Below are 24,155 nucleotides of genomic sequence, written 5' to 3'. Positions count from 1 at the left end.
TCCCCGATGGCCGTGCGGGGGCCCGGCGTGTGACCGTGGAGCGACGCCCAGCCCCGGGGGCTCTTCGGGGGCCGGGGGACGTTCCGGGCAAGCCTGTTCCGCCCGTTGGCGGGCGTTGCCGCGCGGCCGGAGATCCGGGCGTGCCGTGCGCACCCGCGGTGCCGGCGGCCGACCACCGGGCGGCGTGCCGCCGTGGAGACGGTCCGGGCAGGAGCGCTCGACGTCCGGGCTCGTGTCCGTACGCCGGTGTCCCGCTCCTCCCGGAGGGGCGTCATGCCACGGCGTCACGGGCGGTCCACGACGGTTCGACCTGACGACGCACGACCGACCTGGCCATGCCCGACCAACCGCGCCATGCCCGACCGACCGCGCCATGCCCGACCGACCGCGCCATGCCCGACTGACCGCGCCATGCCCGACCGGAGAAGAACGGCCGACGACCACGGCAGACGACGCAGCACCGACGACTCATGACCGAGGCGACTCACGGCAGACGACGCACGACCGAAACGACTCGCGACAGACGACGCACGACCGACGAAGGAGCATGCGCATCCATCCCCGTCAACTGAAGCCCTCCCGTCCCTCCGCGCGCTCGAAGGCGGTGACCCGTGGGACACGCTGACACGCTGCTCGCCATGGGCGGCGCCTTCGTGGCCGCCGCGTTCCTCGCCCGCCTCGGCGGCAGGATCGGACTGCCGACGATCCCCTTGTTCATGCTCGCCGGCATCCTGCTCGGCCCCCACACACCGGGCTTCGTCCTGGTCGAGGACGCGCACGACTTCGAGATGCTCTCCGCGCTCGGACTGGTGCTGCTGCTCTTCTACCTGGGTCTCGAGTTCCACCTGGACGACCTCAGGAGCGGCGGCAAACGCCTGCTCAGCGCCGGGGGCATCTACCTGCTCCTGAACGTCGGTGCCGGGCTCGGCTTCGGGTTCGTCCTCGGGTGGGGCGTGCGCGAGGCGCTGGTGCTGGCGGGCGTGCTCGGTATCTCCTCGTCCGCCATCGTCACCAAGATCCTCATCGACCTGGGCCGCATCGGCCGCCCGGAGACCCGGCTCATCCTCGGCGTCATCGTCGTGGAGGACATCTTCCTCGCGCTCTACCTGGCCGCCCTGCAACCGGTCGTCGCGGGTGCGCACGGCACGGCCGACACGCTCCTGCAGGCCGGCAAGGCCTTCGGCTTCCTGCTGGTGCTGGCCGCCGCGGCCCGCTACGGCACTCGCCTCGTGGGCCGGCTGATCGACACGCGGGACAACGAACTGCTCGTCATCAGCTTCCTCGGGGCCGCGGTGCTCGTCGCCGGGGTCTCCGAAGTCCTCGGCGTCGCCGACGCGATCGGCGCCTTCATGGTCGGTCTGATCCTCGCCGGCACCCCCTCGGGGCCGCGGATCCGCGAACTGGTGCATCCGCTGCGCGACGCCTTCGCGGCCATCTTCTTCTTCGCCTTCGGACTCGCCATCGACCCCGGCGACCTCGCCTCCGTCGCCGGTCCGGTCGCCGCCGCGGCGGCACTGACCGTCGTCATGAACGTCGTCGCCGGGCTGTGCGTGGCCCGGGTGTACCGCTACGGCAGCCAACCGGCCGCCGAGATCGCCACCACCCTGGTCGCGCGCGGGGAGTTCGCGCTGATCCTGGCCGCCATGGCCGCCGGCGCCGGACTCGACGCGCGGCTCGCCCCCTTCATCGCCGGATACGTGCTCGTCCTCGCCGTCCTCGGACCCGTCGTCGCCGGACGCGCCCACCTGCTCGCCGGTGCGCTCCGGGCCGTGGGCCGACTGCTGCCGGGCGGGACGGAACGGGACGCGGCGGCGGGCGGCGGGACCGGCGCGGAGCCGCAGTCGGGGAGCCGGCCGGTGCCGGTACCCGCCCGGGCCTCCTCTTCGTCCGGGGCGTCGTCCTCCGCTGCGGAGGGCGCGGAGCAGGAGGGCTAGCCGGGAGCGGAGGGCGCGGGTGACGACGCCGCGGGTGGCCGGTCCTCGCCCCCGGGCACCACGGCACCGCGTGACCCGGTGGGACAATCTGCCCACAGGGCTGTTGTCCGGCGTCGTGGCCGGAGCGCCCGGGACCGGAAGGAGCCGTCAGCATGATCGAGTGGGTGCCCCTGGGCAGCGGTGCCAGACCCGTTCCCAGGCCGGTCGCGGCTCCCCTGGTGTGGGCGGGAGCGTTCGGCGGCGCCCTGCTCCTGGTCGCGCTCCTCAACGGCACCGTGGGCTCGGGGCGTCCGGGATTCGCCCTGGTCGCGCTCTCCCTGCTGGCGGCCCTGCTCGGACTGTGCGCCCGGTTCACGGCCGCGCCGGGGACGGCCGTCCTGTGCTGGCTGTCCCTCAACGGCTTCGCCGTACCGCCGGCCGGCACGCTCACGTGGACCGGCCGCCGGGACGCGTTGTGGCTGGCCTGCCTGCTCGCCGCGGCCCTCGTCGGTACGGCACTGGCCCGCCTCGTGCACGCGCGGGCCGCCTATCGACGGCTGACCACGGCGACGGGCCCCGACGCGCCGGAGCCGGGGACCGGCCCCGGCATCTTCTGAGCCCGCCCGGGCGCGTGGCCGTCGGGGGGACCGGAGCGCCGGTGGCCTGGCGGCGGTGACGGGCGCCGGTGGCCGGGGAAGGCCGGACGGGAGACCGGCCCGCCCTCCCCGGCACGGTCCGTCAGGCCGTGTGCAGGGTCAGGCCGTAGCGGTTGAGGATCTCGTTGACCGGCTGGAACCAGGTCTCCCCGCCGCCGGAGCAGTTGCCCCAGCCGCCCGAGGTGACGCCCTGCGCCTGGTCACCGCTGATGAAGGAACCGCCGGAGTCGCCGCCCTCCGCGCACACACTGGTCTTGGTCAGCTGGTGCACCACCGCGCCGTCGCTGTAGTTGACCGTCTCGTTGTGCGCGAGCACGGTGCCGCAGTGCCAGTGCGTGGTGGACCCGGAGCGGCAGATCGAGGCGCCCACGGGGGCCACGTTCGAGCCGCGTACGAGCTGGTCGGAGACCGTGCCCCAGCCGAGTACGACCGGCACCGTCCACCAGCCGCTGCCCACGCTGACCCACGCGTAGTCGTTGTCGGGGAACGAGGAGCCCTGGAACGTCCCGATGTACGAGCCGTCCCAGCCGCTCACCCCGGCGCCCGCCCGGCCGCAGTGACCGGCGGTGACGAATCCGCCGTGCACCGAGAAGCCGATGGAGCAGCGGACGTTGCCGGTGTAGTAGGGGTCGCCGCCGACGGTGCCCGCGGCGAAGGTCCGCGGAGCGGACGGCACCGTGCTCACCGTGACCGGCCCGGCCCGGCGGGCCTCCTCCAGGAAGCCGCGGACATCGTTGTCAGCGCGCCGGCCCGCGACCACGTCGACGACCACGGCGTTGGCGCGCTGGTCGACGTGCCAACTGGCGACGCCGGAGGGGGCGTCGAGGCGGTCGACACGTGCCTTGGCGGCGTCCAGTCGCCGCGCGCTGTGCCGGACGGTGCGCACCTCGGCGCCGGTGGCGCGGACCGCGCGCACCGTCGAGGACGCGGCGTCCGAGGTGACGGCCACGGTCAGTCTTCCGGTGCCGGCGTCGAACCAGGAGCCGCCGAAGTCCTCTCCTGCGGCCCGGCGTGCCGCGGGTTCCAGGTCGGTGGCCTCGCGTTCGGCCGCCAGCCGGTCCTCGGCCTCGGCCCGGGTGAGACCGAAGTCGTGCCGCATGGCGTCCAGGAGGCCGGTGGAGGCCGGCTGCTCGCCGGAGGGGGAGGCGGTGGGGGCGTCGGCCGCCGAGGCCGGCAGCGTGCCGACCGCGCTGAGGCTGCCGAGCACGAGGAGTCCGGCCAGGCCGAGGTGCCTGAGTCTGCTGCGTCTCACGGAGTTGCCCTTCGTCGTTCCAGCAAGGTGGGGGTGGAACAGATGGCATGGCGCAACCGCGGGTTGAGAGCGCTCTCATCGGGTCGCTCCGAGCTTAACCAGCGGTTGTCATCAGGTCCATGCCAATGCAGGGCCTTTCCGGGGCGCCCCTTCTCCGGCTCCGCTCGCGCCCCCGGGGAGTCCGCCTCGCTTGCCGGCGGCTCCGCGCCGCTCCCGCCCCGCTCCCGGCGACCTGCCCCGCTCCCGCCGACCCCACTGTTCCCCAGCGGCCCCACCCTGTTCGCCGGCGGCCCCGCTTCCGTTGGTTGACCCGCCTCGGACGGGGCACTCAGGCTGCGTTCTCGCAATGACGGCCCCATGACGGCCACTGGACGTGGGAGGCACACGTGGCGGTTCGGCACAGGCTGATCCAGGCGACCCCCGAGGCCGTCTGGGACGTCCTCGCGGACGGAGACCTGTACGTGGAATGGGTGGTGGGGCCCTCGGAGGTCACTCCCAAGAGCGGGACGTGGCCACAGGTCGGCGCGACGATCGCGTACGAGGTGCGGCTCGGTCCTCTGCGGCTGAACAACGAGACGGTGGTCAGGCACTGCGTGGAGGGCTCCGAACTGGAGCTGGAGGCGAAGGCGGGCGCGCTCGGCACGGCCCGCATCTCCATCGAACTGCGTCCCTGGGGCGAGCAGTGCCTGGTGATCGTGGACGAGCACCCGCTGCGCGGGCCCGGCGGCCTGGTGCACAACGTCGGGGTCGAGGCGCTGATCCAGATCCGGCACCGCGCCATGCTCGCCAGGCTCGCGAAGCTCTGCGAGTCCGAGGCCCGGTCGCAGCCCGGCGACCGGAGCCGTCCCGACCCGTCCGGCGCGCCGGGCTCCGTGACCCACCGGCCGGGAGCCGGCCGTGCCTGACGCCGTCGTGGTCGGAGCCGGACCCAACGGCCTGGTCGCGGCCAACCTCCTGGCCGACGCCGGCTGGAGCGTGACGGTCCTCGAGGAGCAGCCCGAGCCGGGCGGCGCGGTGCGCCACGACGACGAGGTCGCCCCCGGGTTCGTCAACGACCTGTTCAGCTCCTTCTACCCGCTCGCCGCCGCCTCCCCGATCCTGCGCGGACTGCGGTTGCAGGACCACGGGCTGCGCTGGGCCCACGCGCCCCACGTGCTGGCCCACCCGCTGACCGACGGCACCTGTGCCGTCCTCGACCGCGACGTCGCCGCCACCGCCGCCTCCCTCGACACCTTCGCGCCCGGGGACGGCGCCGCCTGGGAGGGACTGCACGAGGTGTGGGACCGCTACCGGGCCGACATCGTGGACGCCCTGTTCACCCCGTTCCCACCGGTGCGGGCCGGAGCGCGACTCGCCCTGCGGCTGCGCGGCGCGGGAGGTCTCAGGCTCGCCCGCACCCTGGTCCTGCCGGTGCGCCGCATGGGCGAGGAGGAGTTCCGCGGCGAGGGCGGCAAACTGATCCTGGCGGGCAACGCCCTGCACGCCGACCTCGCCCCCGAGGCGGCCGGCAGCGGCGGCTTCGGCTGGCTGATGTCGATGCTCGGACAGACCTACGGCTTCCCCGTGCCCGTCGGCGGCGCCGGAGCCCTCACCGAAGCCCTGGTCCACCGGTTGCGCGCCCGGGGCGGCACCCTGCACTGCGGACGGCGAGTCGAACAGGTCCTGGTCCGCGACCGGCGCGCGGTCGGTGTGCGCACCGCCGACGGCGAGACGGTCGCCGCCCGACGCGCCGTCCTCGCGGACGTCTCCGTGCCCGCCCTCTACGGCCGGCTCGTCGCCCCGGACGACCTGCCGGACCAGGTCCGCACCGACCTGCGGCGCTTCCAGTGGGACTTCGCCACGTTCAAGGTCGACTGGGCGCTGGACGGGCCGGTGCCCTGGCGGTGCGAGGAAGCGGCACGGGCCGGCACCGTGCACCTCGCCGACGGCCTGGACGAACTGACCCGGTTCGCCGCCCAGATCGCGATGCGGCAGGTCCCCGACCGCCCCTTCTCGCTGTTCGGCCAGATGACCACCACGGACCCGACGCGCTCACCGAGCGGCACCGAGTCCGCGTGGGCCTACACCCACGTGCCCCACGACATCCGCGCCGACGCCGGCGACGAGGGCATCACCGGCAGCTGGGACACCAGGGAACAGGAACTGATGGCCGACCGGGTGGAACGCCAGGTGGAACGGTTCGCGCCCGGCTTCCGCACGCTGATCCGGGCCCGCCGGGTGCTCGCCCCGCCGACGCTCCAGGCCATGGACGCCAACCTGGAGGGCGGGGCCATCAACGGCGGCACCACCGCCATGCACCAGCAACTCTTCTTCCGGCCCGTGCCCGGCACCGGACGGCCGGAGACACCGGTGAGCGGTCTCTTCCTCGCCTCCGCGGGCGCCCACCCGGGAGGCGGCGTGCACGGCGCGCCAGGCGCCAACGCCGCGCGAGCCGCCCTGCGTCAGCACCGGTTCGCGGGGCTCGCCCGGGTGCAGCGGGTCCTGACCCGGCGGGACCGGGCCGGCGACCGCAGGTGAACGCCGGTGCCCGTGCGGCGGACCTCCGGGCAACCCTGACAGACCCCCGAGCAATCCCGAGCAACCCCCGGTAGTCCTGGGCAACTTCGAGGAAAGGGCCGAGCGGTGACGGACAGCCCCCTCCAGAATCGTGTCGTCGTGGTGACCGGCGCCGCGCGCGGACTCGGTGCCGCCCTGGCCCGCGCCTGCGCCCGCCGCGGCGCCCGGATCGCGCTGCTCGGCCTCGAGAAGCCGCACCTGGACGCCCTCGCGGCGGACCTGCCGGTCCCCGCGCTCGCCGTCGAGACCGACGTCACCGACCCCGCCGCGCTGGCCGAAGCGGCCGCCGAGACGCGCCGTCGCCTGGGCAAGCCCTCGGTCGTCGTGGCCAACGCGGGCATCGCCCACGGCGGACCGTTCGCCACCTCGGACCCCGCCGAGTGGAGCCGGGTCGTCGACGTGAACCTGACCGGCAGCGCCCACACCGCGCGGGCCTTCCTGCCGGACCTCATCGACACCGCGGGCTACCACCTGCAGATCGCGTCGCTGGCCTCGCTCGGCGCCGCCCCCATGATGAGCGCCTACTGCGCCTCCAAGGCGGGTGTGGAGGGCTTCACCCACTCGCTGCGCGCCGAAGTGGCCCACCATGGCGTCGCCGTGGGCATCGCCTACCTCAACTGGATCGACACCGACATGATCCGCGACGCCGACCGGTACCCGGTCCTGCGGGAACTGCGCGGCCACATGCCACCCCCGGCCCGCCGCACCTTCCCCGCGGACGACGTCGCCGCCCGTCTGGTCCGCGCCGTGGAGCGCCGCCGTACCGCCGTGTACGTGCCGGGGTGGCTGCGCCTGGTCCAGGTGGGCCGCACGGCGCTGCCGCCCGTGGTCGCACGGCTGTCCCGTCACGAGCTGCCCCGGCTCGAGGCCAGGGAGCCCCTGGGCCACACCGGCCCGCTCGGCGCGGGCGGGCTGGCCGATCGTGCGGCGGGCCAGGGGGAGTAGCCGCCGGAAACCTCGCGGGGCGACCGGGCACGCCGGGAAGTGCCGGGTCGCTTCGCAGCCGACGCGGCCGGGTACGCGTGCCGCCTACCCGACGCCGGGGGCCGAAGCACCGCCGGACCCCCCGGACCCCCGGTCCACCACCGCGGGCTCCGTTCCGGCCCGTGTCCCCGGTCCTGATGCCGTTTCCGTTTCCGCCCGCGTCCCCGGTCCTGATGCCGTTTCCGTTTCCACCCGCGTCCCCGGTCCTGATGCCCTTTCCGTTTCCACCCGCCTCCCCGGTCCTGATCCCGTCTCCGTCACCGTCTCCGTCGTCGTCCTCGGCGCCGCCCCGTCCGCTTCCGCGTCGGCGCGCCGGCAGACGAAGGTGTGGGTGAGGCCCGTCTGCCAGCCCGGCAGCGGCAGGACACGGACCCCCGCGAACCCGGCCCGCCCCAGCCGCGCCGCGAACGCCGGAGCCGTGTCGAACGCCGCGACACTGCGCCACAGGTGCCGGTACAGGTCCCGGTCGCCCGTCGCCGTCCCCAGCGGCAGGATGACCCCCCGGCACACCGCGTCCCACATCAGCCGGTCGGCGCGGCGGCCGCCGAGTGCGTACTCGTGCACCGCCAGCCGGCCGGCGGGGGCGAGCAGCCCGTGCACCGTGCGCAGGACGGTGTCGGGGTCGGTCAGGTTGCGGAAGAGGTAGGCGGCGAGGACCGCGTCGAAGGGGCCGTGGGCCTCGGTCCGCTCCAGCTCCTCGGCCGGCGCGTGCACGAAGCGCACCCGTGCCGGCCAGTGCTTGGCGCGAGCCCGCTCCAGCATGCCGGCCGAGGCGTCCACTCCGACGATCTCGGCGGCGGGGAAAGCCGCGGCCAGGGCGGCCGTCGAGGCTCCCGTGCCGCAGCCGAGGTCGAGCACCCGGCTTCCGGCGCCGCCGTCCGCGAGGCCCAGCCGGCCGGCGGAGCGGCGCAACTGGGAGTGATATCCGGGGTTCAGCGCGACGAGGCGGTCGTAGTGGCCCGCCCCGCGGTCGAAGGCGTCGGTCAGCGCGGCATCGCGCAGCAAGGGCATCGAGGCTCCCGGACGGTCGGTTCTCGGCGGACGGCGGTTCAGCGGACGGGCAGGTGCCGGCGCCGCAGCCACGGCAGTTCGGCCGCCGTACGCAGCATCGGCAGGACGGGGACGCGCAGGCCGAGCGCGAGGTCCTCGGACAGCCCCGAGCGGCCGTCGAGGAAGCGCAGCAGCCGTGCGGCGGGCACGCGGTCGAACAGTTGGAAGAAGAGGTCGGGCCCGTCGACCCGGCCGGTGTCCAGGGCGCGCAGCAGCACCGCGTCCATCAGCCGGGCGCGGGCCGGATGCGGGGGCGGCGGCACCGGGCGGCGGCCGGCGCGCACCGCACGCGCGACGGCCTCGGACTGCCGTTGCACGGCCGCGAAGGTGTAGCCGGTGGACGCCCGGGTGGCCCCGCCCGCCACGCCGATCCGGAAGACGCGGTCGCTGCCCGCGGCCCGCCGCTCGAAGACGGCGTCGGTCATCGGGATGACGCCCTGTTCGGTGGACAGCACCTCCAGCGCACCGGTGCGCAGCACGCGGCGCGTGTAGTCGTCCAGGGCGCGGTCGTACGCCTCGGTCGACAGGGGCGCCGGGCCGAACTCGGTGTACTCGACCAGCGCGGTGTGCCGCCCCGTCGGCAGCACGTAGCCGAACGACAGGCCCCGCCGCGGCTGCGCGGTGCGGAAGTCCATCAGGTCGACCACCTCCGGGTCGAAGACCGGCCGCTCGGTACGGACGAACCAGCCGCGGAAGTGCTGGAGCAGACGGGTGCGGGCGGCCGGCAACCGGTCGGGCGGGCGCGAGTCGAAGACCCAGCGGGCTCTCAGATCCGTCCGGGAGCCCGTCGCGTCCGTGGCCGCCACCCGCACGGTGCCGTCCGGCAGGCCGGTCACTCCGTCGACGGTGGCCTCGACGCGCCGCAGCCCCGGACGGCCCTTCAGGTCCCGCTCCACCAGCGCCTCGAAGTCGTCGGAGCGGATCATCTTGTAGCGGGCGGGCGCGATGTGCCGACGGACGACCGCACCGTCCCGGCCGTGCACCCGCAGCCACTCCCACGTCGCGGTCGTCGCCCGGTCGAAGCGCCCGGGCCCGGCCTCCCAGAAGCACCAGGTGCGGCGCGGGGGCCGCAGCGGTCCCGGCGGCGGGTCGACCAGGACCACGGAGGGTGCCGCCGCGTGCGGCGCCGGTGCGGGGAGCCGGTGGGCCAGGGAGAGACCCGCCGCCCCGGCACCGACGACCACGATGTCCGCGTCGAGCACGCCGCCTCCTAGCCGTCCGTCCGCCCCGCCGGTTCGCTCCGGTCCGGCGGAGTATTCCGTCCGGTGCCGTCCGTGGGCGTGAACGGCACGCTGAACACCGTGGTACGGGTACCCGCCCGGCGAGCGATACCACCGGGCGGGTGACTGCCGGACGGATCCGGCCCCGGTGGCGTCGCGCCGGAGGCGAAGGGGGGAAGGCATGACGCCCGACCACACGAGAGGATCCGCGATGCGCCCCAGCACGGCCGAGAACGGCAACCACCGGCCGGACGGACCGCCCGCGGTCCGGGGCGCGCGATGACGCGGACGCCGACCGGGCGCACCGACCACGTCGTGGTGGCCGGGGCCCGGGAGTGCCTGGTGACACCCGCCGACCGGACCGCGCAGGGGCATGCCGCCGGTACCCCGTTCCCGGTCGCCCACCCCTTCGCGCGGACCGGCCCCTTCCGTCCGCGCAGCCCGGTGCGCGGCACCGGCGACGCGGTCCTCGCGGGCTGCGGAACCACCCCGGGCGTCGGCGTGCCGACCGTCCCGGTCTCCGGGGCACCGGCCGCCGCCCGCGTCACCGGCGCACCGGCCCGCACCGGGGCGGCGAAGGGCGGGCGGCGATGACCGGGCGCGAACTGGACGCCGCCGGCATCACCGATCCGGAGCTGCGGGCCGCCTACGCCCGGTGCCGGCTCCTCAACGCCCGCCACGGGCGCACCTACTTCCTGGCCACCCGCCTCCTGCCCGCCGGCCGCAGGCCGGCCGTGCACGCCCTGTACGGGTTCGCGCGGTGGGCCGACGACATCGTCGACGACACGGGGTCCGCCGCCACGCCCGCCGAGCGCGCCGCCGCACTCGCCCGCCTCGACCGGCTCCTGCGGCGGGCGCTCACCGGCGGCCGGCCCGCCGACGAGCCCGTGGTCGTCGCCCTGGCCGACACGGCCGCCCGGTACGCCATCGAACCGGGGCACTTCACCGACTTCATGGCCTCCATGCGCGCCGACCTCACGGTCACCGACTACGCCACCTACGCCGACCTGCGCACCTACATGCACGGCTCGGCCGCCGTCATCGGCCTCCAGATGCTCCCGGTGCTCGGCACCGTGACCGCCCGCGCCGTGGCCGCCCCGCACGCCGCCGCCCTGGGGGTCGCCTTCCAGCTGACCAACTTCCTGCGGGACGTCGGCGAGGACCTGGACCGCGGCCGGATCTACCTCCCCGCCGACCTGCTCGCCGCGCACGGCGTCCACCGGGACCTGCTGCTGTGGAGCAGGCGCACCGGCCGCCGCGACGCGCGCATCACCGCCGCGCTGCGGACCGCCGAGGACCTCACCCGGGGCGTCTACCGCGAGGCGGAGCCCGGACTCGCCATGCTCGACCCCGTCGCACGGCCCTGCATCCGCGCCGCCTTCCTGCTCTACCGGAACATCCTCGACACCGTCGCGGACGGCGGGTACGCGGTCCTGCACCATCGCGCGGTGGTGCCCCGGCGGCGCCGCGCGGCCGTCGCGGCCGACGGGCTGTTCCGCGTGCTCACCGCCCGGCTCGGCGCCCGGCGCGCACCGACGCCGGTGCCCCTCCGCGTCGACGCCCTCGACGTGAGGGAGCCCCGATGAGCCCGGACCCCCGCCCCCGCCGGGGCGCCTTCACTTGCGGCTGCGGCGCCGCGCGGCTCCCTGCCGAGCGGCAGCGGCCGACGTGGCGCGCGGCACGGCCCGCCCTCGCGGCCGCCCCCGAACCGATGCGGGCCGCCGCCTGCCACCTGCGGCGCGACGACCTCGCCCACGCCGAACGCCGCGGGCACCTGCGGGCCCGCGGCCGGTTCCCCGGCTGAACGGAGTGTCACCCCGATGCAGACCTTCCTCCCCCACCCCGGCTTCCGGGACTCGGCCCTGGTGCTGGACCGACGCCGCCTCGGCAAACAGCGCGTGGAGGCACTTCAGGTGCTGCGCGGACTCACCGTGCCCGGCTACGGCTGGCGCCGGCACCCCGCGGTGCGGATGTGGACGGGCTACGAGGAGGCCCTGGTCCGCTACGGCCTGGACGTCTGCCGGGTCTGGCGCGAGGAGGGACACCAGGACAGCTGTGCGGCCTCACTCGTCGCCGGGCTCGCCGAGATCCGTCCGGGGGAACCGGTGCGGGACCAGTCGGAGCTGGCCGCCGCCGGGGAACTGCCGCCCTGGCTCGGCGACGAGGCCTTCCACCGCAGCCACCGCTCGGCCCTGGTCCGCAAGCAACCCGAGGTGTACGCCGAGCTGTTCCCCGGAGTCCCCGACGACCTGCCCTACGTGTGGCCGGACTCGGACCGGGAGCGCGGGGAGCCGGGGGGCGGCACCCCCTAGGGCGGGCAGGGGGAGGGGCGGTGCGGTCAGGTCTGCTGCTCGCCCGCCAGTTCCTTCATGTCGACCGTCTCGTCGGCCGGCGGCTGCTCGGGGGCCACCGTCTCGCCGTACTCGCTGAACGTGACGCTGCCGGGGCTCTCGCCGCCCTCGGTCGTGGTCTTGAGAATGTACGGCTCGCCCTCCGTTGCGACGTAGAGCGTGAGCTTCTCGCCTCCCGCGGCGTCCTTGGTCAGCGCCAGGGCCTCCTCGCCGTTCACGTCCGTCGTGGAGCCGCGCTTCATGCCCTTGCGCTCCGACTCGTCCTCGTCCATGGCGGCGATGAAGCCCTGCTTGTCGCAGACCCCGGCGGTCGTGGCGTCGTTCGCCGGCATCTTCACCCACTTGTCCGTGAGCTTGGGCGCCATCTTCTGCGCCGCGTCGGGCTGCTGCTTCAGGGCCGTCTGCCAGTACTGCTCGTCGCCCCGCAGGTAGAGGGTCGCGTCGGTGTGCCGCACGTCCGCCCGGGTCTCGCCGGCGCCGATGGTGCCCTGGCAGTTCTTCTCCTGGTCGACCGAGACGTCGACGGTGACGGTGCTGCCGTCCTCCGTGCGGGTGTCGCCCTTCACGTGCACGGACTTCGCCTGCCGGGTGGCCTCGACGGCCTTGGCGGCGATGTCGTCGGCGCTCTGCCCCTCGAACGGCTTGCCCTCGTCCTCCGAACCGCCGCCGCAGCCGGCCAGTAAGGAAACACAGACGCTCGCGCTCGCCACTGCGATGGCCACTTTGCTGGTGCGCACCGGAAATCCCTCCCCATGTCGGTTCATTACCGTCAAATCACTTGCTGTACCGATGTGTTGGCATCGGGACTCTCCGACTACCCGCGATGGAGGGATCATGCACGTGATGGAGGATTCGTGACGGGCGGGTGCATGGCGTCCGGCGCGATTGGTCCCCGACGGCGCACCAGAAGTGGACCCCGTGACGAGCCGCCCCGGTCCCTAGCGTCGTGGTCATGAACCGAACCACCTCGCGCGGAGCCCTGCCGGCCGCGCTCGCCTGTGTCCTCGTCGGGGGCTCCTTCACCGCCAACAGCCTGCTGGGTGACTACCCCTACGCGGGCGGCCAGTTCCTGCGCTACGGCCTTGCCTTCCTGCTGCTCGTCCCGCTGGCGGGCCCCGGCGCGACCGCCCGGCTGCGGGCGCTCGGCCCCGGCCACTGGGTCCGCCTGGCGCTGCTCGCGGCCGTGGGCATGGTCGGATTCAACCTCGCCGTCCTCGCCGCGGAACGCACCGCGGAGCCCGCGGTGCCGGGCGTCTTCGTGGGCTGCGCGCCCGTGGTGGTCGCCGTCCTCGTCCCGTTGCTGGAGGGGCGGCGCCCGCAACGCCTCGTCCTGTACGGGGCGCTGTTCGTGGCCGTGGGGGCGTTCACGGTCCAGGGCTGGGGGCGCACCGATGGCGCGGGCATCGCCTTCTCCGTGTGTGCGCTCGCCGGCGAGGTGGGGTTCGCCGTCCTCGCGGTGCCCGTGCTGCGGCCGCTGGGCCCGCGGCTGCTGTCCGCCGTGGTCTGCGGCGTCGCGGCGGCCGAGTCCGCCCTGGCGGGTGTCCTGGCCGACGGGGCCGGGTGGCTGCGCCGGCCGGACGCGGTGGAGGCGGGCGCGCTGCTGTGGCAGGCGGTGGTGGTCACCGTCGTCGGCTTCGTGTGCTGGTACATGGGCATGCAGCGGATCGGGGCCGAGCGCGCCACCCTCTTCTCCGGGCTGATCCCGGTCGCCGCCGCCGGCACCGCACCGCTCGTCGGCACGGGGTCCTACGGGCTCGCCCAGGCCGCGGGCAGCGCCCTGGTCTTCGCCGGGGTCGCCCTCGGGTCGGGCGCCTCGCTCCCGTTCGCGCGCGGACGACGGTCCGCGACGGGGCCTCAGGTGGTCGTCGAGCGGTCTTTGGAGAAGCTGTAGAGGTCCTTCGAGATCGTGATGAGCTCACGCTGCTCCTGCCGGGAGCCGACCATGGGCTGCGAGCCGTTCAGCGGTACCTGGGCGCTCTCGGGCAGGAACCTCACGGTCGCCAGGCCGACGGCACCGGCGACCATCAGGTAGTAGGCGGGCATCAGGTCGTCGCCGGTGAGGCTCACCAGCGCCTCGGTGACCAGCGGCGTGGTGCCGCCGAAGGCCGCGACGGCGAAGTTGAAGCCGATGGCCATGGCGGCGTAGCGCACGGCGGTCGGGAACAGCGCCGGGAGGGTGGCGGCGCTGGGCGCGGCGAAGCAGGCCAGCAGGGTGGACAGCAGCAGCACCCCGAGGACCGGTGCCCACACGCCGTCCGACCTCAGCAGCAGGAACGCCGGGACGGCGAGGACGATCATCGCCGCGGCGCCGACGGCGTACAGGGGGCGGCGGCCGACGTGGTCGCTGAGCCGGCCGAGGAAGGTGATCAGCAGCACGATCCACACCATGCCGATCAGCACCAGCACGTCCGCGAAACCGCTGGAGCGGCCCAGCGTCTCCGTCTGGTACGTCGGCAGATAGCCGGTGACCATGTAGTTGGTGACGTTGTAGAGCAGCACCAGGCCCATGCAGACGAGCAGCGGACGCCAGTGGTCGCGCACGATGGTTCTGAACTCGCTGCCCGCCGACTCCTGGGCCAGCCCCTTCTCGTGCTCGTCGAGCTGCTGCTGGAAGGCGGGGGACTCCTCCAGCTTGAGCCGCATGTACAGGCCGATGACGCCGAGGGGGCCGGCGATCAGGAACGGCAGCCGCCAGCCCCAGGCGAGCATCTGGTCGTCGGTCAGCGACAGGTTCAGGACGGTGACCAGCGCCGAGCCCAGGGCGTAGCCGACGAAGGTGCCGAAGTCGAGCCAGCTGGAGAGGAAGCCGCGCCGCCGGTCGGGTGAGTACTCGGCGACGAAGGTGGTGGCGCCGCCGTACTCGCCGCCGGTGGAGAAGCCCTGGACCATCCGGGCGAGCAGCAGCAGGACCGGGGCGGCGATGCCGATGGTGGCGTAGCTGGGGATCAGGCCGATGGAGAAGGTGCCGAGCGCCATCATGATCATGGTGGTGGCGAGGACCTTCTGCCGGCCGAGGCGGTCCCCGAGCGGGCCGAAGACCAGACCGCCGAGCGGACGGACGACGAAGGCCGCGGCGAAGGTGGCGAACGAGGAGATGACCTGGGCGGCGGGGGAGGCGCCGGGGAAGAAGACCTTCCCGATGGTGGCGGCCAGATAGCTGTAGACGCCGAAGTCGAACCACTCCATGCAGTTGCCGAGCGCCGAGGCCCCGACCGCGCGCTTGAGCAGCGGCCCCTCGACGACCTGGACGTCCTCCTCGCGAAAGGCCCGCTTGGTGCGGCGCAGCCGGCGGGCCAGTTCCTCGCGCACCTGCCGCGGCAGGTGCGCGACCGTGCTCGGCATCCCGGCCCCGTTCCGGGGGCCGGACCCGCCGTCGGGCTTCGCGTCGACCACGCCGCTGCCTTCCTGTCGCTCCGTCACAGTTCGCCTGAGCGAATTCTGTGCCGCAACGCGGGGCGGGCGCATGCCGGAGCCGCTGCCCGGGGGCGGCGTGGATGCCCCGGGCAGCGGTGTCGCGGCAGGGCTCAGGGCTGGGCCGGCATGCTCCAGCAGTTGGAGCCGGCCGGTTTGCCGGCGAGCCGGTCGGTGAGCCAGGAGATGGCGTTGCCCTGATCGGTGAGCAGCGGGGCGAAGTGGTTCAGCAGGCCGCTGCCCACCCCCGGCAGCAGTACGGGGACGTACGTGACCTTCGCGCCCTTGTCGCACCAGTCGACGGCCAGCCGGCGGGCCTGGCCGTGCGGGACCAGGTCGTCGGCGGTGCCCGTGGCGACGCGGACCGGCCCCGCGGGCTTCAGGGCGCCGATGCGCTGCTCGGCCAGGAAGTCCTGGAGCGCGGGCTCGGCCCGGATGACGTCGCTGAGGGACTGCCCGGTCTTCGTCCAGTCCGTGCTGCTGTCGCCGCCGTACCCGAAGAGGGCGTCGCCCACGCACATGGTCGACAGGTCCTTCAGCGCCGCCTCGCCCGCCTCGTTGACGTACCGGTCGGCGATGGGCCGCAGCGCGGGCTCGGTCTGCAGGAAGCCGTTGAGCGACCAGCCCAGCGCCCCCGCCAGGTCGCTGCCGTCGATCGCCTTCGTCACCTCCGTCAGATCGGCGGGCGGTGCGCCGGCGTAGGTGCCGGCCAGGTGGACGTCGGGCGCGTAGGCGGGCTGGAGCTCGGCCGCGGCGGCCGTGGCGCCGCCGCCCTGGCTGTACCCGAACAGGCCCACGCGGGACTCGGGGGTGACGGACGCCGAGTCGAGGGAACGCGCGGCGCGTACGGCGTCCAGCACCGCGTGGGCCCCGTCGACGCGGTTGACGTAGGTGTGCAGCCGGTCGGTGGTGCCGAGGCCGACGTAGTCGGTGACGACGACGGCGACGCCGCGCAGCAGCAGCCGGTAGACCGACAGGTCCTCGTAACCGACGGAGACGGTCTGCCCGTTGAGCCGCAACGGGTGCTCCAGGGCCATCGAGGCGGCGCACTGGTCGCCCTGTCCCATGGTGCCGGGCGCCACGGCGACCAGGGGGCGCGGTCCTTCGCCGTGCCACCTGGCGGCCGGTTCGATGTAGGCGCCGGTCACGGCGACCGCCTCGCCGTTCGCGTCGGTGGACTTGTACATCAGCCGGGTCGCCCGCCCCGGAAGGGGCCCGTCGATACCGGGCAGGCTCAGCGCGAGGGGCAGCGGCTCGCTGCGGACCAGCGTGCCGTCGGCGCCGGGGAGTTCGGAGGGCGGGGTGTAGAAGGCGGGTATCTCGACGCCGCGGGAGGTCGTGGCCGCCGGGTCTCCGGCCGCGGAAGCCGGGACGGCCTGGGCGCCGAGGGCGAGCGCGGCGGCGATCGCCGCGGCGAGCATGCGGGGACGTGGGGGCATGGCGAACCTCCTGGGGAAGGGCCGGATCCGGTCGTCCGCGGCCGTGTGGGGGCCAGGGCCGTGGCCGCGCTGCTCCTGTGGGGCTACCGGACCGTAACCGGGCAGGGGTTACCAGGGGTAGCATCTGTCTCATTACGGTTCAGTAACTTGACGCCGCGTCTAACAAGGGCGCGGGCAGACGCACCCGGCCGCCGCGCCCGGGGACCGGATCGTGAAGGAGCCGGCCTCCCCGGCCGCGGCGGCCGACGGAATCCACGGTGCGAGCCTCAGCCGCTAGCGACGGCTCCGTACCAGCAGGTACAGGAAGTACGGCGTGCCGATGACCGCCGTCATGAGGCCCGCGCCGAGCTGGGCCGGGGCGATGACGGTGCGGCCGAGGAGATCGGCGGCGCACACCAGCGTGGCACCGAGCAGGAGCGCGACCGGTACGACCCGCACGTGCCGGCGGCCCACGAGGGCGCGTGCCGCGTGCGGGGCCACCAGCCCGACGAAACCGATGGTGCCGGCGCAGGCCACCGCGGTGGAGCTGAGCACCACGCTCAGCACCAGGAAGCCGAGGCGCCCCGGAGCCAGCCGCAGGCCGAGCAGGCGCGGTGTGTCCTCGTCCAGCGAGACCAGGTCCAGCTCGGTGCGCCGGGCGAAGGCCACGCCGATGCCGACGAGCAGTGCCAGCGCGACGGGCACGACGTCCGGCATGGTCCGCCCGTAGGTCGAACCCGACAGCCAGGTCAGCGCCTTGGTCGCGTTGAACGGGTCGGTGAGCACGATCAGCAGGCTGATCAGCGCCGCCGTCCCGGAGGCCACGCCGATCCCGACGAGCACCAGCCGGTTCTGCCGGAAACCGCCCCGGGCGGCGAGCCCGAAGACGAGGACGGCGGTGACCGCGGACCCCGCGAACGCGGCTCCCGCCACACCCCACGTCCCGGCGGTCGGCACGGTGGTCACCAGGATGACCGCGCCGAGCGCGCCACCGCCGCTCACGCCGAGGACGTTGGGTTCGGCGAGCGGGTTGCGGGTCACGGCCTGCACGAGGGTGCCGGCCAGGGCGAGCGCCGCGCCCGCCCCCAGCGCCGCGAGGACCCGGGGCACCCGCGTGTCGAGCACGAAGGTGACGGCCCGGCCCGCCCGTCCCTGGGCCCAGTTGACGACGTCCCCGAGCAGCAGCTTGCTGTCACCCACCAGGACGGCGGTGATCACGAGCCCCACCAGGACCACGACCAGGACGGCGACCGTGGTCAGGAACACCGCCCGGCCCGGGATCCGCAGCCGGTCCGGCGCCCCGGCCCCCGAGGTGTCCCGCACCCGCAGCGCCATGGCGACCAGGAACACGGCGCCGACCAGACTCGTGACGACGCCCGTGGGCACGGCCACCGAGCGTTCGGCCGAGACCAGGGACCGCAGCAGCACGTCCGAACCGAGCACCAGCGCCGCGCCGGTGAGCGCCGCCGCGGGCATCGCCGTACGGGAACGGGAGAAGCCGCGGAACCGGCGGCCGAGCGGGCGCACCAGGGCGGGTGCGCACAGGCCGACGAAGCCGATGGGCCCGGCGAGCGTCACCGCGGCGGCGGACAGCAGCGCCGCGAGCACGACCACCGTGACCCGGGTGCCCCGCACCGGGACGCCCAGACCGCGCGCCGCGTCGTCGCCCAGGGCCAGCGCGTCCACCCGGCGGGCCGTCAGCATCAGCCCGGCCAGCCCGATCAGGGCGATCGGCAGCATCTGAAGGACGCCGTCGAAGCCGTTCTGGGCGATGCTGCCCTGGTTCCACGCATAGAGGCCCTTCGTCTGCTCCGGGAAGAGCAGCAGCAGCCCCTCGGTCATGGAGTTGAGGCCCAGCATCAGCGCGGTGCCCGCCAGTACCAGCCGGACGGTGCCCGTGCCGAGCCCGGACAGCCCGAGCACCACGGCCGCCGCCGCGAGGCCGCCCACGAAGGCGACCCCGGAGGAGGCGAGCAGGGGCAGCGACACCCCGGTGGCGCCGGCCAGCCCCAGCGCCAGGTAGGAACCCGCGTTCACCGCGAGGGTGTCGGGGGAGGCGAGCACGTTGCGGCTGACCGCCTGGAGCACGGCACCGGCCGCGCCCAGGACGGCCCCGACCAGGAGCCCCGCGGTCATCCGCGGGAGCCGCGAGGCGACGACGACGGACGCGTCGTCCGGATCGGCCTGCCCGGTCAGGGCCTTGAGGACCTCGGACGGTCCGACGGCGGCGGTGCCCTGGGTGATGTCCACGACGGCGAGCACGGCGACCAGCAGGACGATCCCGGCCGTCACCGCGGCCGCGCCCGACCGGGAGGCGGGGACCGTCGACGGACGGGCCGCGGTGGGTTCGGTTGCGGTGACGGCCATGACCCCGCTACTTCGTCAGGGCGCCGACGACGGCGTCGATGTACGCCTCCATCGACCCGGGGCCACCGAACATCCAGATGCCGTCGTCGAGGCGGTGCACGTCCCCGGCCTTCACGAACGGCAGGGACTTCCACACCGAGTTCTTGGCCAGCTCACCGGTGAAGGGGGTGGCGCTCGGGTCGTCGTCGTTGCCGATGTAGGCGAACTGCGTGTCCTTGGGCAGCGCGGTCAGGCCCTCGACGTCGGTGGTGCCGAGACCGTAGGCCTCGTCGCCCTTCACCGTCCAGGCGTTCTTCAGACCGACCGCCTCGTTGACCTCGCCGATCAGCGAAGTCGCCGTGTAGGGGCGGATCGAGACCTGGTTGGAGGCGACGTAACCGTCGGCGAAGGCGTAGTTTTTGCCCGCCATCCCGGCGTCGGCCAGGGCCTTCTTGCCCTCGGCGACCTTGGTCTCGAAGCCCTCGCGCAGCGACTTCGCCTTGTCTGTGGTGCCGGTCGCCTCGGCGATGAGGTCGACGTTCTCCAGCATCTGGTCGATCTGACCGGTGCCGTCGGCGGAGGTCACCTCGATCACCGGCGCGACCTCGCGCAGCTGCTTCACGGCGGCCGGGGTGAGGTCCGTGGTGGCGACGATGAGATCGGGGGCGAGGGAGGCGACGGTGTCCATGCTCGGCTCACCGCGGGTGCCGATGTCCTTCGGCTCGTTCTTGAGCGGAACGGCGCTGTCCCAGGTCCGGTACCCCTTGACGTCCGCCACGCCCACCGGGTCGACCCCGAGCGAGACGAGGCTCTCGACGACGTTCCACTCGGTGGCGACGACCTTGGTGGCCGGCCCGTCGAGCTTCACCTCGGTGCCCTTGCCGTCCTTGAGCGTGATCGCCTCGGAGGCCTTCTTCTCGGTCTTGTCGGCGGCGGGTTCGGTGGTGCCGCAGGCGGCGAGGGTGAGCGCCGCGGCAGTGGTGGCGGCCGCGGTGAGCAGGAGGCGTCTCATGAGGTGGTGCCGAGCCTTTCGGGGGTTCGTATGTGGTGGCGGCCGATCGCGCGGGTGCGCAGCCGGCCGGTGAGGGGGTCGGTGTCGACGTCGATCCGGATGCCGTACACGGCGGTGAGCCGCTCCGGCGTCAGTACGTCCTCCGGCGGGCCGTCGGCGACGATCCGGCCCGCTTCGAGGAGCGTGATCCGGTCGGCGACGGCGGCGGCCTGGTCGAGGTCGTGCAGGACGACCCCGACGGCGATGCCGTGGTCGTCCGCCAGATCGCGGATCAGGTCGAGCAGTTCGACCTGATAACGCAGGTCGAGGTAGGTCGTGGGTTCGTCCAGGAGCAGTACGCCGGTCTCCTGGGCGAGGCAGCTCGCGAGCCACACCCGCTGCAACTGCCCGCCGGAGAGATGGTCGGCGCCGCGGTCGGCGAGGCCGGCGACGCCGGTGAGGGCGAGGGCCCGGTCGACGGCGGCCGGGCCGTCCGGATCGGGGCGCCCCCAGCGGCCCCGGTACGGATAGCGGCCGAACTCGACGACGTCCCGCACGGTCAGCCCGCCCGGCGTCGGCCGTCCCTGCGTCAGCAGGGCGACGTACCGCGAGAACTCACGGGACGTCAGTGCCAGCCCGTCGGTGGAGCCGTCCAGGCTGAGCGTGGCGCTGCGGGCCCGCTGCAGTCGGGCGACGGTCCGCAGCAGTGTCGACTTCCCGCTGCCGTTGGGGCCCACCAGGACGGTCACTTCGCCGGGCCTGAGCCTGACTCCCGCGTCGTGCACGACATCCACGCCGTCGTACGCGACGGTCACGCCCGTCGCCGACAGCTCATGACCGCGCAGGCGCGGGGTACCGGCTGCGTCTTCAGCTGATCTCACGTAGCGAAGGTTAGCCTAACCTAAAAAGTGCTGGTAGAGACGGGGCTCACACGGTCCCCCCGGCACCCGCCCGATCTCGGCTCATCGGCGGCGCGGATGGTCTCAACTCGCCTGCCACGTCTGCGGTTTCCACAGCCCCGCCCGGTTCAGGGACATCGGGCAGTGGAGGTAGATCTCGTCGATCTCCAGGAGCAGGGCGAGGTCCGGGCGCCTTCCGTCCCGCGCCATGGCGTCGAAGAAGGGCGCGTCGGTGAGGATGCGGGCGCGGCCGTTGACCCGGAGCACCTCCTTGCCACCGGGGACCAGGTACAGCAGCCCGGCGTGCGGATTGTCCAGGATGTTGTGGAAGCTGTCCCCGCGCCGGTTGCCCGCACGGTCCGGCAGGGCGAGGGTGCCGGCGTCGAGGACGTGGGTGAAACCGGGGGTGTCGCCGCGGGGCGAGACGTCGCAGTTTCCGCCGGCGTCGGAGGTCGCCAGGAGGCAGAAGGGCGAGCGGGACAGGATGTCCCGGTCGTCGTCCGTGAGCCGGTCGTGCACCTTGTCGATGACGACGGGCCAGGGTTCGCCCAGCAGCTCGCGCAGCTGCGCGCGGGAGCCGAGCTCGACCCAGCCGTCCTCTGCGGTGTCCGGCCGGTCTCCGGTCGTGTTGATCGTGTGCGGCAAGGCCGGGCTCCCTGAGGTGTGCGCGGAACGGCCGGAAGGAGCACTTCCGGCGGTTGTTGCACACAAAACATTATCTGATCTTAGGTTCGCCTTACCTAAGGTGAGGGGGTCGTCCTCAGAACGCGTACCGGATCCGCAGCCAGGGTGCGTGGGCGGCCACCAGCGCACGGAGCCGCGCGACCGCGTCCGCCTTCACGCCGTTGCGGTAGCGCACGTTCACCGCGCCGTTCTCCGAGCGCTTGGCCTGCTGGATCTCCGGTCGCCACAGCACCTCCTCGGCGCGCGGGTGCCAGCCGAGGTTCACCTCGTGCAGATCCCGGTTGTGCGTCAGCATGATCACTTCGGCGGCCGCCTGCCGCTTGACCCGGTCCGGCAGGACGTCGTCGAGGTGCCGCAGCAGCTCCGCCCAGTCCTCCTCCCAGCCCGGCCGCACGACCACGGGGGAGAGGTTGAAGTGCACCTCGTAGCCGGCGTCCAGGAAGTCGCCGGCGGCGGCGATCCGCTCGGCGACCGGGGAGGTGCGCACGTCCAGCAGCCGGGAGTCGTCCGGCGGCATCAGCGAGAAGCGGATACGGGTGCGGCCGCGCGGGTCCAGGCCCAGCAGGTCGGGGTTGACGAACTTCGTCGCGAAGGAGGCCTTGGCCGTCGGCCACAGCCGGAAGGCGTGCACCAGGTCCGCGGTGTTGTCGCAGATCAGCGCGTCCACCGAGCAGTCGCCGTTCTCCCCGATGTCGTAGACCCAGGCTTCGGCGTCGCACTGGTTCGGTTCGGGCTTGGGCCCCTGCCGGGCGATGTGCCGGCCGAGGTGGGCGATGATCCGGTCGATGTTGGTGAAGACGGTGACGGGATTGGCGTAGCCCTTGCGCCGCGGCACGTAGCAGTAGGCACAGGCCATCGCGCAGCCGTTGGAGCCGCCCGGCGCGATCCAGTCCGCGGAGCGGCCGTTGGGACGGGTGGCCGGCGTCTTGCGCTCGCCCAGCACGAGCGTCTCGCCCTTGACCCGCACCCAGCGCTCGACGTTGCCCTCGTTGCCGTGCAGCCCGGGGATGCCCCAGTGGGAGTCCACCTCGATCACGCGGGCGCCGGGGAACCGGGCGAGGACCTGCCGGCCGCGCGGGGAGGCGGCCGCGGCCGGCTCGGCGTGGATCTCCCGCACCGGCAGCAGCCGGCGGGCGGCGGCGGAGTCCCGGAACATCGGCCCGGCGGCGGGCGTGGCGGGCGGCGGGCCGGGTGCCGCCAGGGCGTCGAGGCCGAACAGGGTGCCGGAGCCGTCGTCGGACGGGGAGGACGGGTCGTGCATGAGGGCTCCGGGAGGACGGCGCTGGGGGTGACCGGGCGGCTCCGCCACGGTCCGGTCCCTCCACTGTACGAAGCGCACCGCACCGTCCGTCGTGTCACGCGGCCCTTCGGGGGCATACGCGGGACACGGCACCGCCCGGTGCCGACGATCCGAAGGGGTGTGCACCGTGCTGGCCATCGTCGCGGCTGTTCTGTTCCTCCTCGCCTGGCTGATCAACGCGGCGGAGGTGTCGACCAACGACGTCTTCACCTCCACCAACATCATGCTCATCGGCCTCACCCTGCTCGCCCTGCACGTCGCCGGGATCGGCAGCGGCTGGGCGGCCCGCGGGCGCCGCCGCTGAGTCCTGCCCCCTCCCGTCCCCGTCAGGGGACGCGCGCGACGCCCGCGTAGATGCCACTCTCCTCCGGCGTGGGCGGCTCCTCGCCCTCGCCGGACCACTCGGTGGCCGTCACCAGGCCGGGCGGCACCATCTCCAGGCCGTCGAAGAACCGGGCGACCTCCGCCCGGGTGCGGAAGCCGAGCCGGATGCCGCCCTTGGCGTACTGGGCGATCACCTGCTCCGCCAGCTCGGGGAAGAGGTCGATCGAGGCGTGCGACAGGACCAGGTGGCTGCCCGGGGGGAGGGTTTCCACCAGTGCGCGCACGATGCCGTGGGCGTCCTCGTCGTCCGGGACGAAGTGCATCAGGGCGATCAGCGACAGGGCGATCGGCCGGTCGAAGTCGAGGACCCCGCGGGCGTGCCGCACGATCTGAGCCGGCTCGCGGACATCGGCCTGGATGTAGTCCGTGGTCCCCTCGGGGCTGCCGGCCAGCAGCGCCTGAGCGTGCCGCAGCACGATCGGGTCGTTGTCGGCGTAGACCACCCTGGCCCGCGGCACCGTCCGCTGGACTATCCGGTGCAGGTTGGGCTCGGTGGGGATGCCCGCGCCGATGTCCAGGAACTGGTCGACGCCCCGCGCGGCGAGGTGCGCCACCGCGCGGTTCATGAAGGCGCGGTTCTGCCGCGCCGCGTCCCGCGCCTGGGGCGGGAGCGTCCCGCCCACCGCCTCGTCGGCCGGGTAGTTGTCCTTGCCGCCCAGCAGCCAGTCGTAGACACGCGCGGGATGGGCCCGGCTCGTGTCGATGGGCGGAGGCGGGGAAGGGTCCGTCGTCATGGCAGG

21 protein-coding genes and 2 pseudogenes are annotated in these 24,155 nt (G+C 74.1%); 11 read left to right on the top strand and 12 right to left on the bottom strand.

Annotation, left to right across the window (positions count from 1 at the left end; all coding sequences use genetic code 11):
• The first annotated feature begins 611 nt into the window (after positions 1-611).
• Together ACIBCJ_RS33065 and ACIBCJ_RS33060 are read left to right on the top strand one after the other, a co-directional pair.
• Positions 612-1,934: a cation:proton antiporter gene (locus ACIBCJ_RS33065; RefSeq protein WP_362513845.1), complete on the top strand. Its 1,323-nt coding sequence runs from the start codon at positions 612-614 to the stop codon at positions 1,932-1,934.
• Between the two features lie 152 nt (positions 1,935-2,086).
• Complete coding sequence (locus ACIBCJ_RS33060; RefSeq protein ID WP_362104131.1) at positions 2,087-2,530, top strand: hypothetical protein; 444 nt, start codon at positions 2,087-2,089, stop codon at positions 2,528-2,530.
• A 121-nt stretch (positions 2,531-2,651) separates the two neighbouring features.
• On the opposite strand, the gene ACIBCJ_RS33055 is transcribed toward ACIBCJ_RS33060, so the two are convergent.
• The gene (locus ACIBCJ_RS33055) at positions 2,652-3,821 is read right to left on the bottom strand and encodes a S1 family peptidase (RefSeq protein WP_365981377.1); all 1,170 of its coding nucleotides are present in this window, start codon (positions 3,819-3,821) and stop codon (positions 2,652-2,654) included.
• A 386-nt stretch (positions 3,822-4,207) separates the two neighbouring features.
• On the opposite strand from ACIBCJ_RS33055, the gene ACIBCJ_RS33050 reads away from it, so the two are divergent.
• The 3 genes from ACIBCJ_RS33050 (at position 4,208) to ACIBCJ_RS33040 (ending at position 7,322) form a co-directional block, all read left to right on the top strand.
• Positions 4,208-4,726: an SRPBCC family protein gene (locus tag ACIBCJ_RS33050; protein ID WP_365981376.1), complete on the top strand. Its 519-nt coding sequence runs from the start codon at positions 4,208-4,210 to the stop codon at positions 4,724-4,726.
• On the top strand, positions 4,719-6,338 hold the full coding sequence (locus tag ACIBCJ_RS33045) for an NAD(P)/FAD-dependent oxidoreductase (protein ID WP_365981375.1): 1,620 nt from the start codon (positions 4,719-4,721) through the stop codon (positions 6,336-6,338). The genes ACIBCJ_RS33050 and ACIBCJ_RS33045 overlap by 8 nt, the downstream gene beginning before the upstream one ends.
• Before the next feature lie 105 nt (positions 6,339-6,443).
• Positions 6,444-7,322 carry an SDR family oxidoreductase gene (locus ACIBCJ_RS33040; RefSeq protein WP_365981373.1) on the top strand — a complete coding sequence of 293 codons (879 nt, stop codon included), beginning with the start codon at positions 6,444-6,446 and terminating at the stop codon, positions 7,320-7,322.
• A gap of 336 nt (positions 7,323-7,658) precedes the next feature.
• Here ACIBCJ_RS33040 and ACIBCJ_RS33035 read toward each other — a convergent pair.
• A pseudogene (locus ACIBCJ_RS33035) lies at positions 7,659-8,372 on the bottom strand (methyltransferase domain-containing protein); the annotation flags it as partial.
• A 38-nt stretch (positions 8,373-8,410) separates the two neighbouring features.
• The gene (locus ACIBCJ_RS33030) at positions 8,411-9,613 is read right to left on the bottom strand and encodes a lycopene cyclase family protein (protein ID WP_362513840.1); all 1,203 of its coding nucleotides are present in this window, start codon (positions 9,611-9,613) and stop codon (positions 8,411-8,413) included.
• Positions 9,614-9,964: 351 nt separating this feature from the next.
• Between ACIBCJ_RS33030 and ACIBCJ_RS33025 the strand changes: the two are divergent.
• From ACIBCJ_RS33025 to ACIBCJ_RS33010, 4 genes and pseudogenes are all read left to right on the top strand, one after another.
• Positions 9,965-10,225 (top strand): annotated as a pseudogene (locus ACIBCJ_RS33025) (phytoene synthase); the annotation flags it as partial.
• Entirely contained in the window at positions 10,222-11,217 is a 996-nt protein-coding gene (locus ACIBCJ_RS33020; protein WP_365981372.1) for a phytoene/squalene synthase family protein, read from the top strand. The pseudogene ACIBCJ_RS33025 and the gene ACIBCJ_RS33020, both read left to right, overlap by 4 nt.
• Positions 11,214-11,435 carry a hypothetical protein gene (locus ACIBCJ_RS33015; protein WP_362104117.1) on the top strand — a complete coding sequence of 74 codons (222 nt, stop codon included), beginning with the start codon at positions 11,214-11,216 and terminating at the stop codon, positions 11,433-11,435. The genes ACIBCJ_RS33020 and ACIBCJ_RS33015 overlap by 4 nt, the downstream gene beginning before the upstream one ends.
• Before the next feature lie 16 nt (positions 11,436-11,451).
• Positions 11,452-11,943 (top strand): MSMEG_6728 family protein, encoded by a 492-nt coding sequence (locus ACIBCJ_RS33010; RefSeq protein WP_362513837.1) that lies wholly within the window; start codon positions 11,452-11,454, stop codon positions 11,941-11,943.
• A 26-nt stretch (positions 11,944-11,969) separates the two neighbouring features.
• Here ACIBCJ_RS33010 and ACIBCJ_RS33005 read toward each other — a convergent pair whose 3' ends face one another.
• The gene (locus tag ACIBCJ_RS33005; protein WP_365981371.1) at positions 11,970-12,719 is read right to left on the bottom strand and encodes a hypothetical protein; all 750 of its coding nucleotides are present in this window, start codon (positions 12,717-12,719) and stop codon (positions 11,970-11,972) included.
• A 215-nt stretch (positions 12,720-12,934) separates the two neighbouring features.
• Here ACIBCJ_RS33005 and ACIBCJ_RS33000 point away from each other — a divergent pair, with 215 nt between their 5' ends.
• Positions 12,935-13,873, top strand: coding sequence for a DMT family transporter (locus ACIBCJ_RS33000; protein WP_365981370.1), 939 nt, complete (start codon positions 12,935-12,937; stop codon positions 13,871-13,873).
• Here the strand turns inward: ACIBCJ_RS33000 and ACIBCJ_RS32995 are convergent.
• From ACIBCJ_RS32995 to ACIBCJ_RS32965, 7 genes are all read right to left on the bottom strand, one after another.
• Positions 13,837-15,324: an MFS transporter gene (locus tag ACIBCJ_RS32995; RefSeq protein ID WP_365981399.1), complete on the bottom strand. Its 1,488-nt coding sequence runs from the start codon at positions 15,322-15,324 to the stop codon at positions 13,837-13,839. The genes ACIBCJ_RS33000 and ACIBCJ_RS32995 overlap by 37 nt on opposite strands.
• 182 nt (positions 15,325-15,506) lie before the next feature.
• Positions 15,507-16,832 carry a lipase family protein gene (locus tag ACIBCJ_RS32990; protein WP_365981369.1) on the bottom strand — a complete coding sequence of 442 codons (1,326 nt, stop codon included), beginning with the start codon at positions 16,830-16,832 and terminating at the stop codon, positions 15,507-15,509.
• Positions 16,833-17,105: 273 nt separating this feature from the next.
• A complete protein-coding gene (gene cdtC / locus ACIBCJ_RS32985) occupies positions 17,106-19,178 on the bottom strand; it encodes a siderophore ABC transporter permease CdtC (protein WP_362104107.1) in 2,073 nt (690 codons plus the stop codon).
• Positions 19,179-19,185: 7 nt separating this feature from the next.
• Positions 19,186-20,169, bottom strand: a complete 984-nt coding sequence (gene cdtB, locus ACIBCJ_RS32980) for a siderophore ABC transporter substrate-binding protein CdtB (RefSeq protein WP_362513461.1) — start codon at positions 20,167-20,169, stop codon at positions 19,186-19,188.
• The gene (gene cdtA / locus ACIBCJ_RS32975; RefSeq protein ID WP_362104103.1) at positions 20,166-21,029 is read right to left on the bottom strand and encodes a siderophore ABC transporter ATP-binding protein CdtA; all 864 of its coding nucleotides are present in this window, start codon (positions 21,027-21,029) and stop codon (positions 20,166-20,168) included. Before cdtA ends, cdtB begins: the two co-directional genes overlap by 4 nt.
• Before the next feature lie 102 nt (positions 21,030-21,131).
• Positions 21,132-21,692 carry an MSMEG_1061 family FMN-dependent PPOX-type flavoprotein gene (locus ACIBCJ_RS32970; protein ID WP_362104101.1) on the bottom strand — a complete coding sequence of 187 codons (561 nt, stop codon included), beginning with the start codon at positions 21,690-21,692 and terminating at the stop codon, positions 21,132-21,134.
• 115 nt (positions 21,693-21,807) lie between these two features.
• Positions 21,808-22,992, bottom strand: coding sequence for a spore photoproduct lyase family protein (locus ACIBCJ_RS32965; protein ID WP_362513464.1), 1,185 nt, complete (start codon positions 22,990-22,992; stop codon positions 21,808-21,810).
• Between the two features lie 166 nt (positions 22,993-23,158).
• On the opposite strand from ACIBCJ_RS32965, the gene ACIBCJ_RS32960 reads away from it, so the two are divergent.
• Positions 23,159-23,335 carry a hypothetical protein gene (locus ACIBCJ_RS32960; protein WP_362104097.1) on the top strand — a complete coding sequence of 59 codons (177 nt, stop codon included), beginning with the start codon at positions 23,159-23,161 and terminating at the stop codon, positions 23,333-23,335.
• 22 nt (positions 23,336-23,357) lie between these two features.
• Here the strand turns inward: ACIBCJ_RS32960 and ACIBCJ_RS32955 are convergent, their stop codons facing one another.
• Positions 23,358-24,149, bottom strand: coding sequence for an SAM-dependent methyltransferase (locus tag ACIBCJ_RS32955; protein ID WP_365981368.1), 792 nt, complete (start codon positions 24,147-24,149; stop codon positions 23,358-23,360).
• Between the last annotated feature and the right edge of the window lie 6 nt (positions 24,150-24,155).

Origin of the sequence: Streptomyces sp. NPDC051136, assembly GCF_044455745.1 — a bacterium.
In the GTDB taxonomy this organism is placed as follows: Bacteria; Actinomycetota; Actinomycetes; order Streptomycetales; family Streptomycetaceae; genus Streptomyces.
Note: the sequence above shows the minus strand (reverse complement) of the source record. Positions and strands in the feature narration are given on the sequence as shown.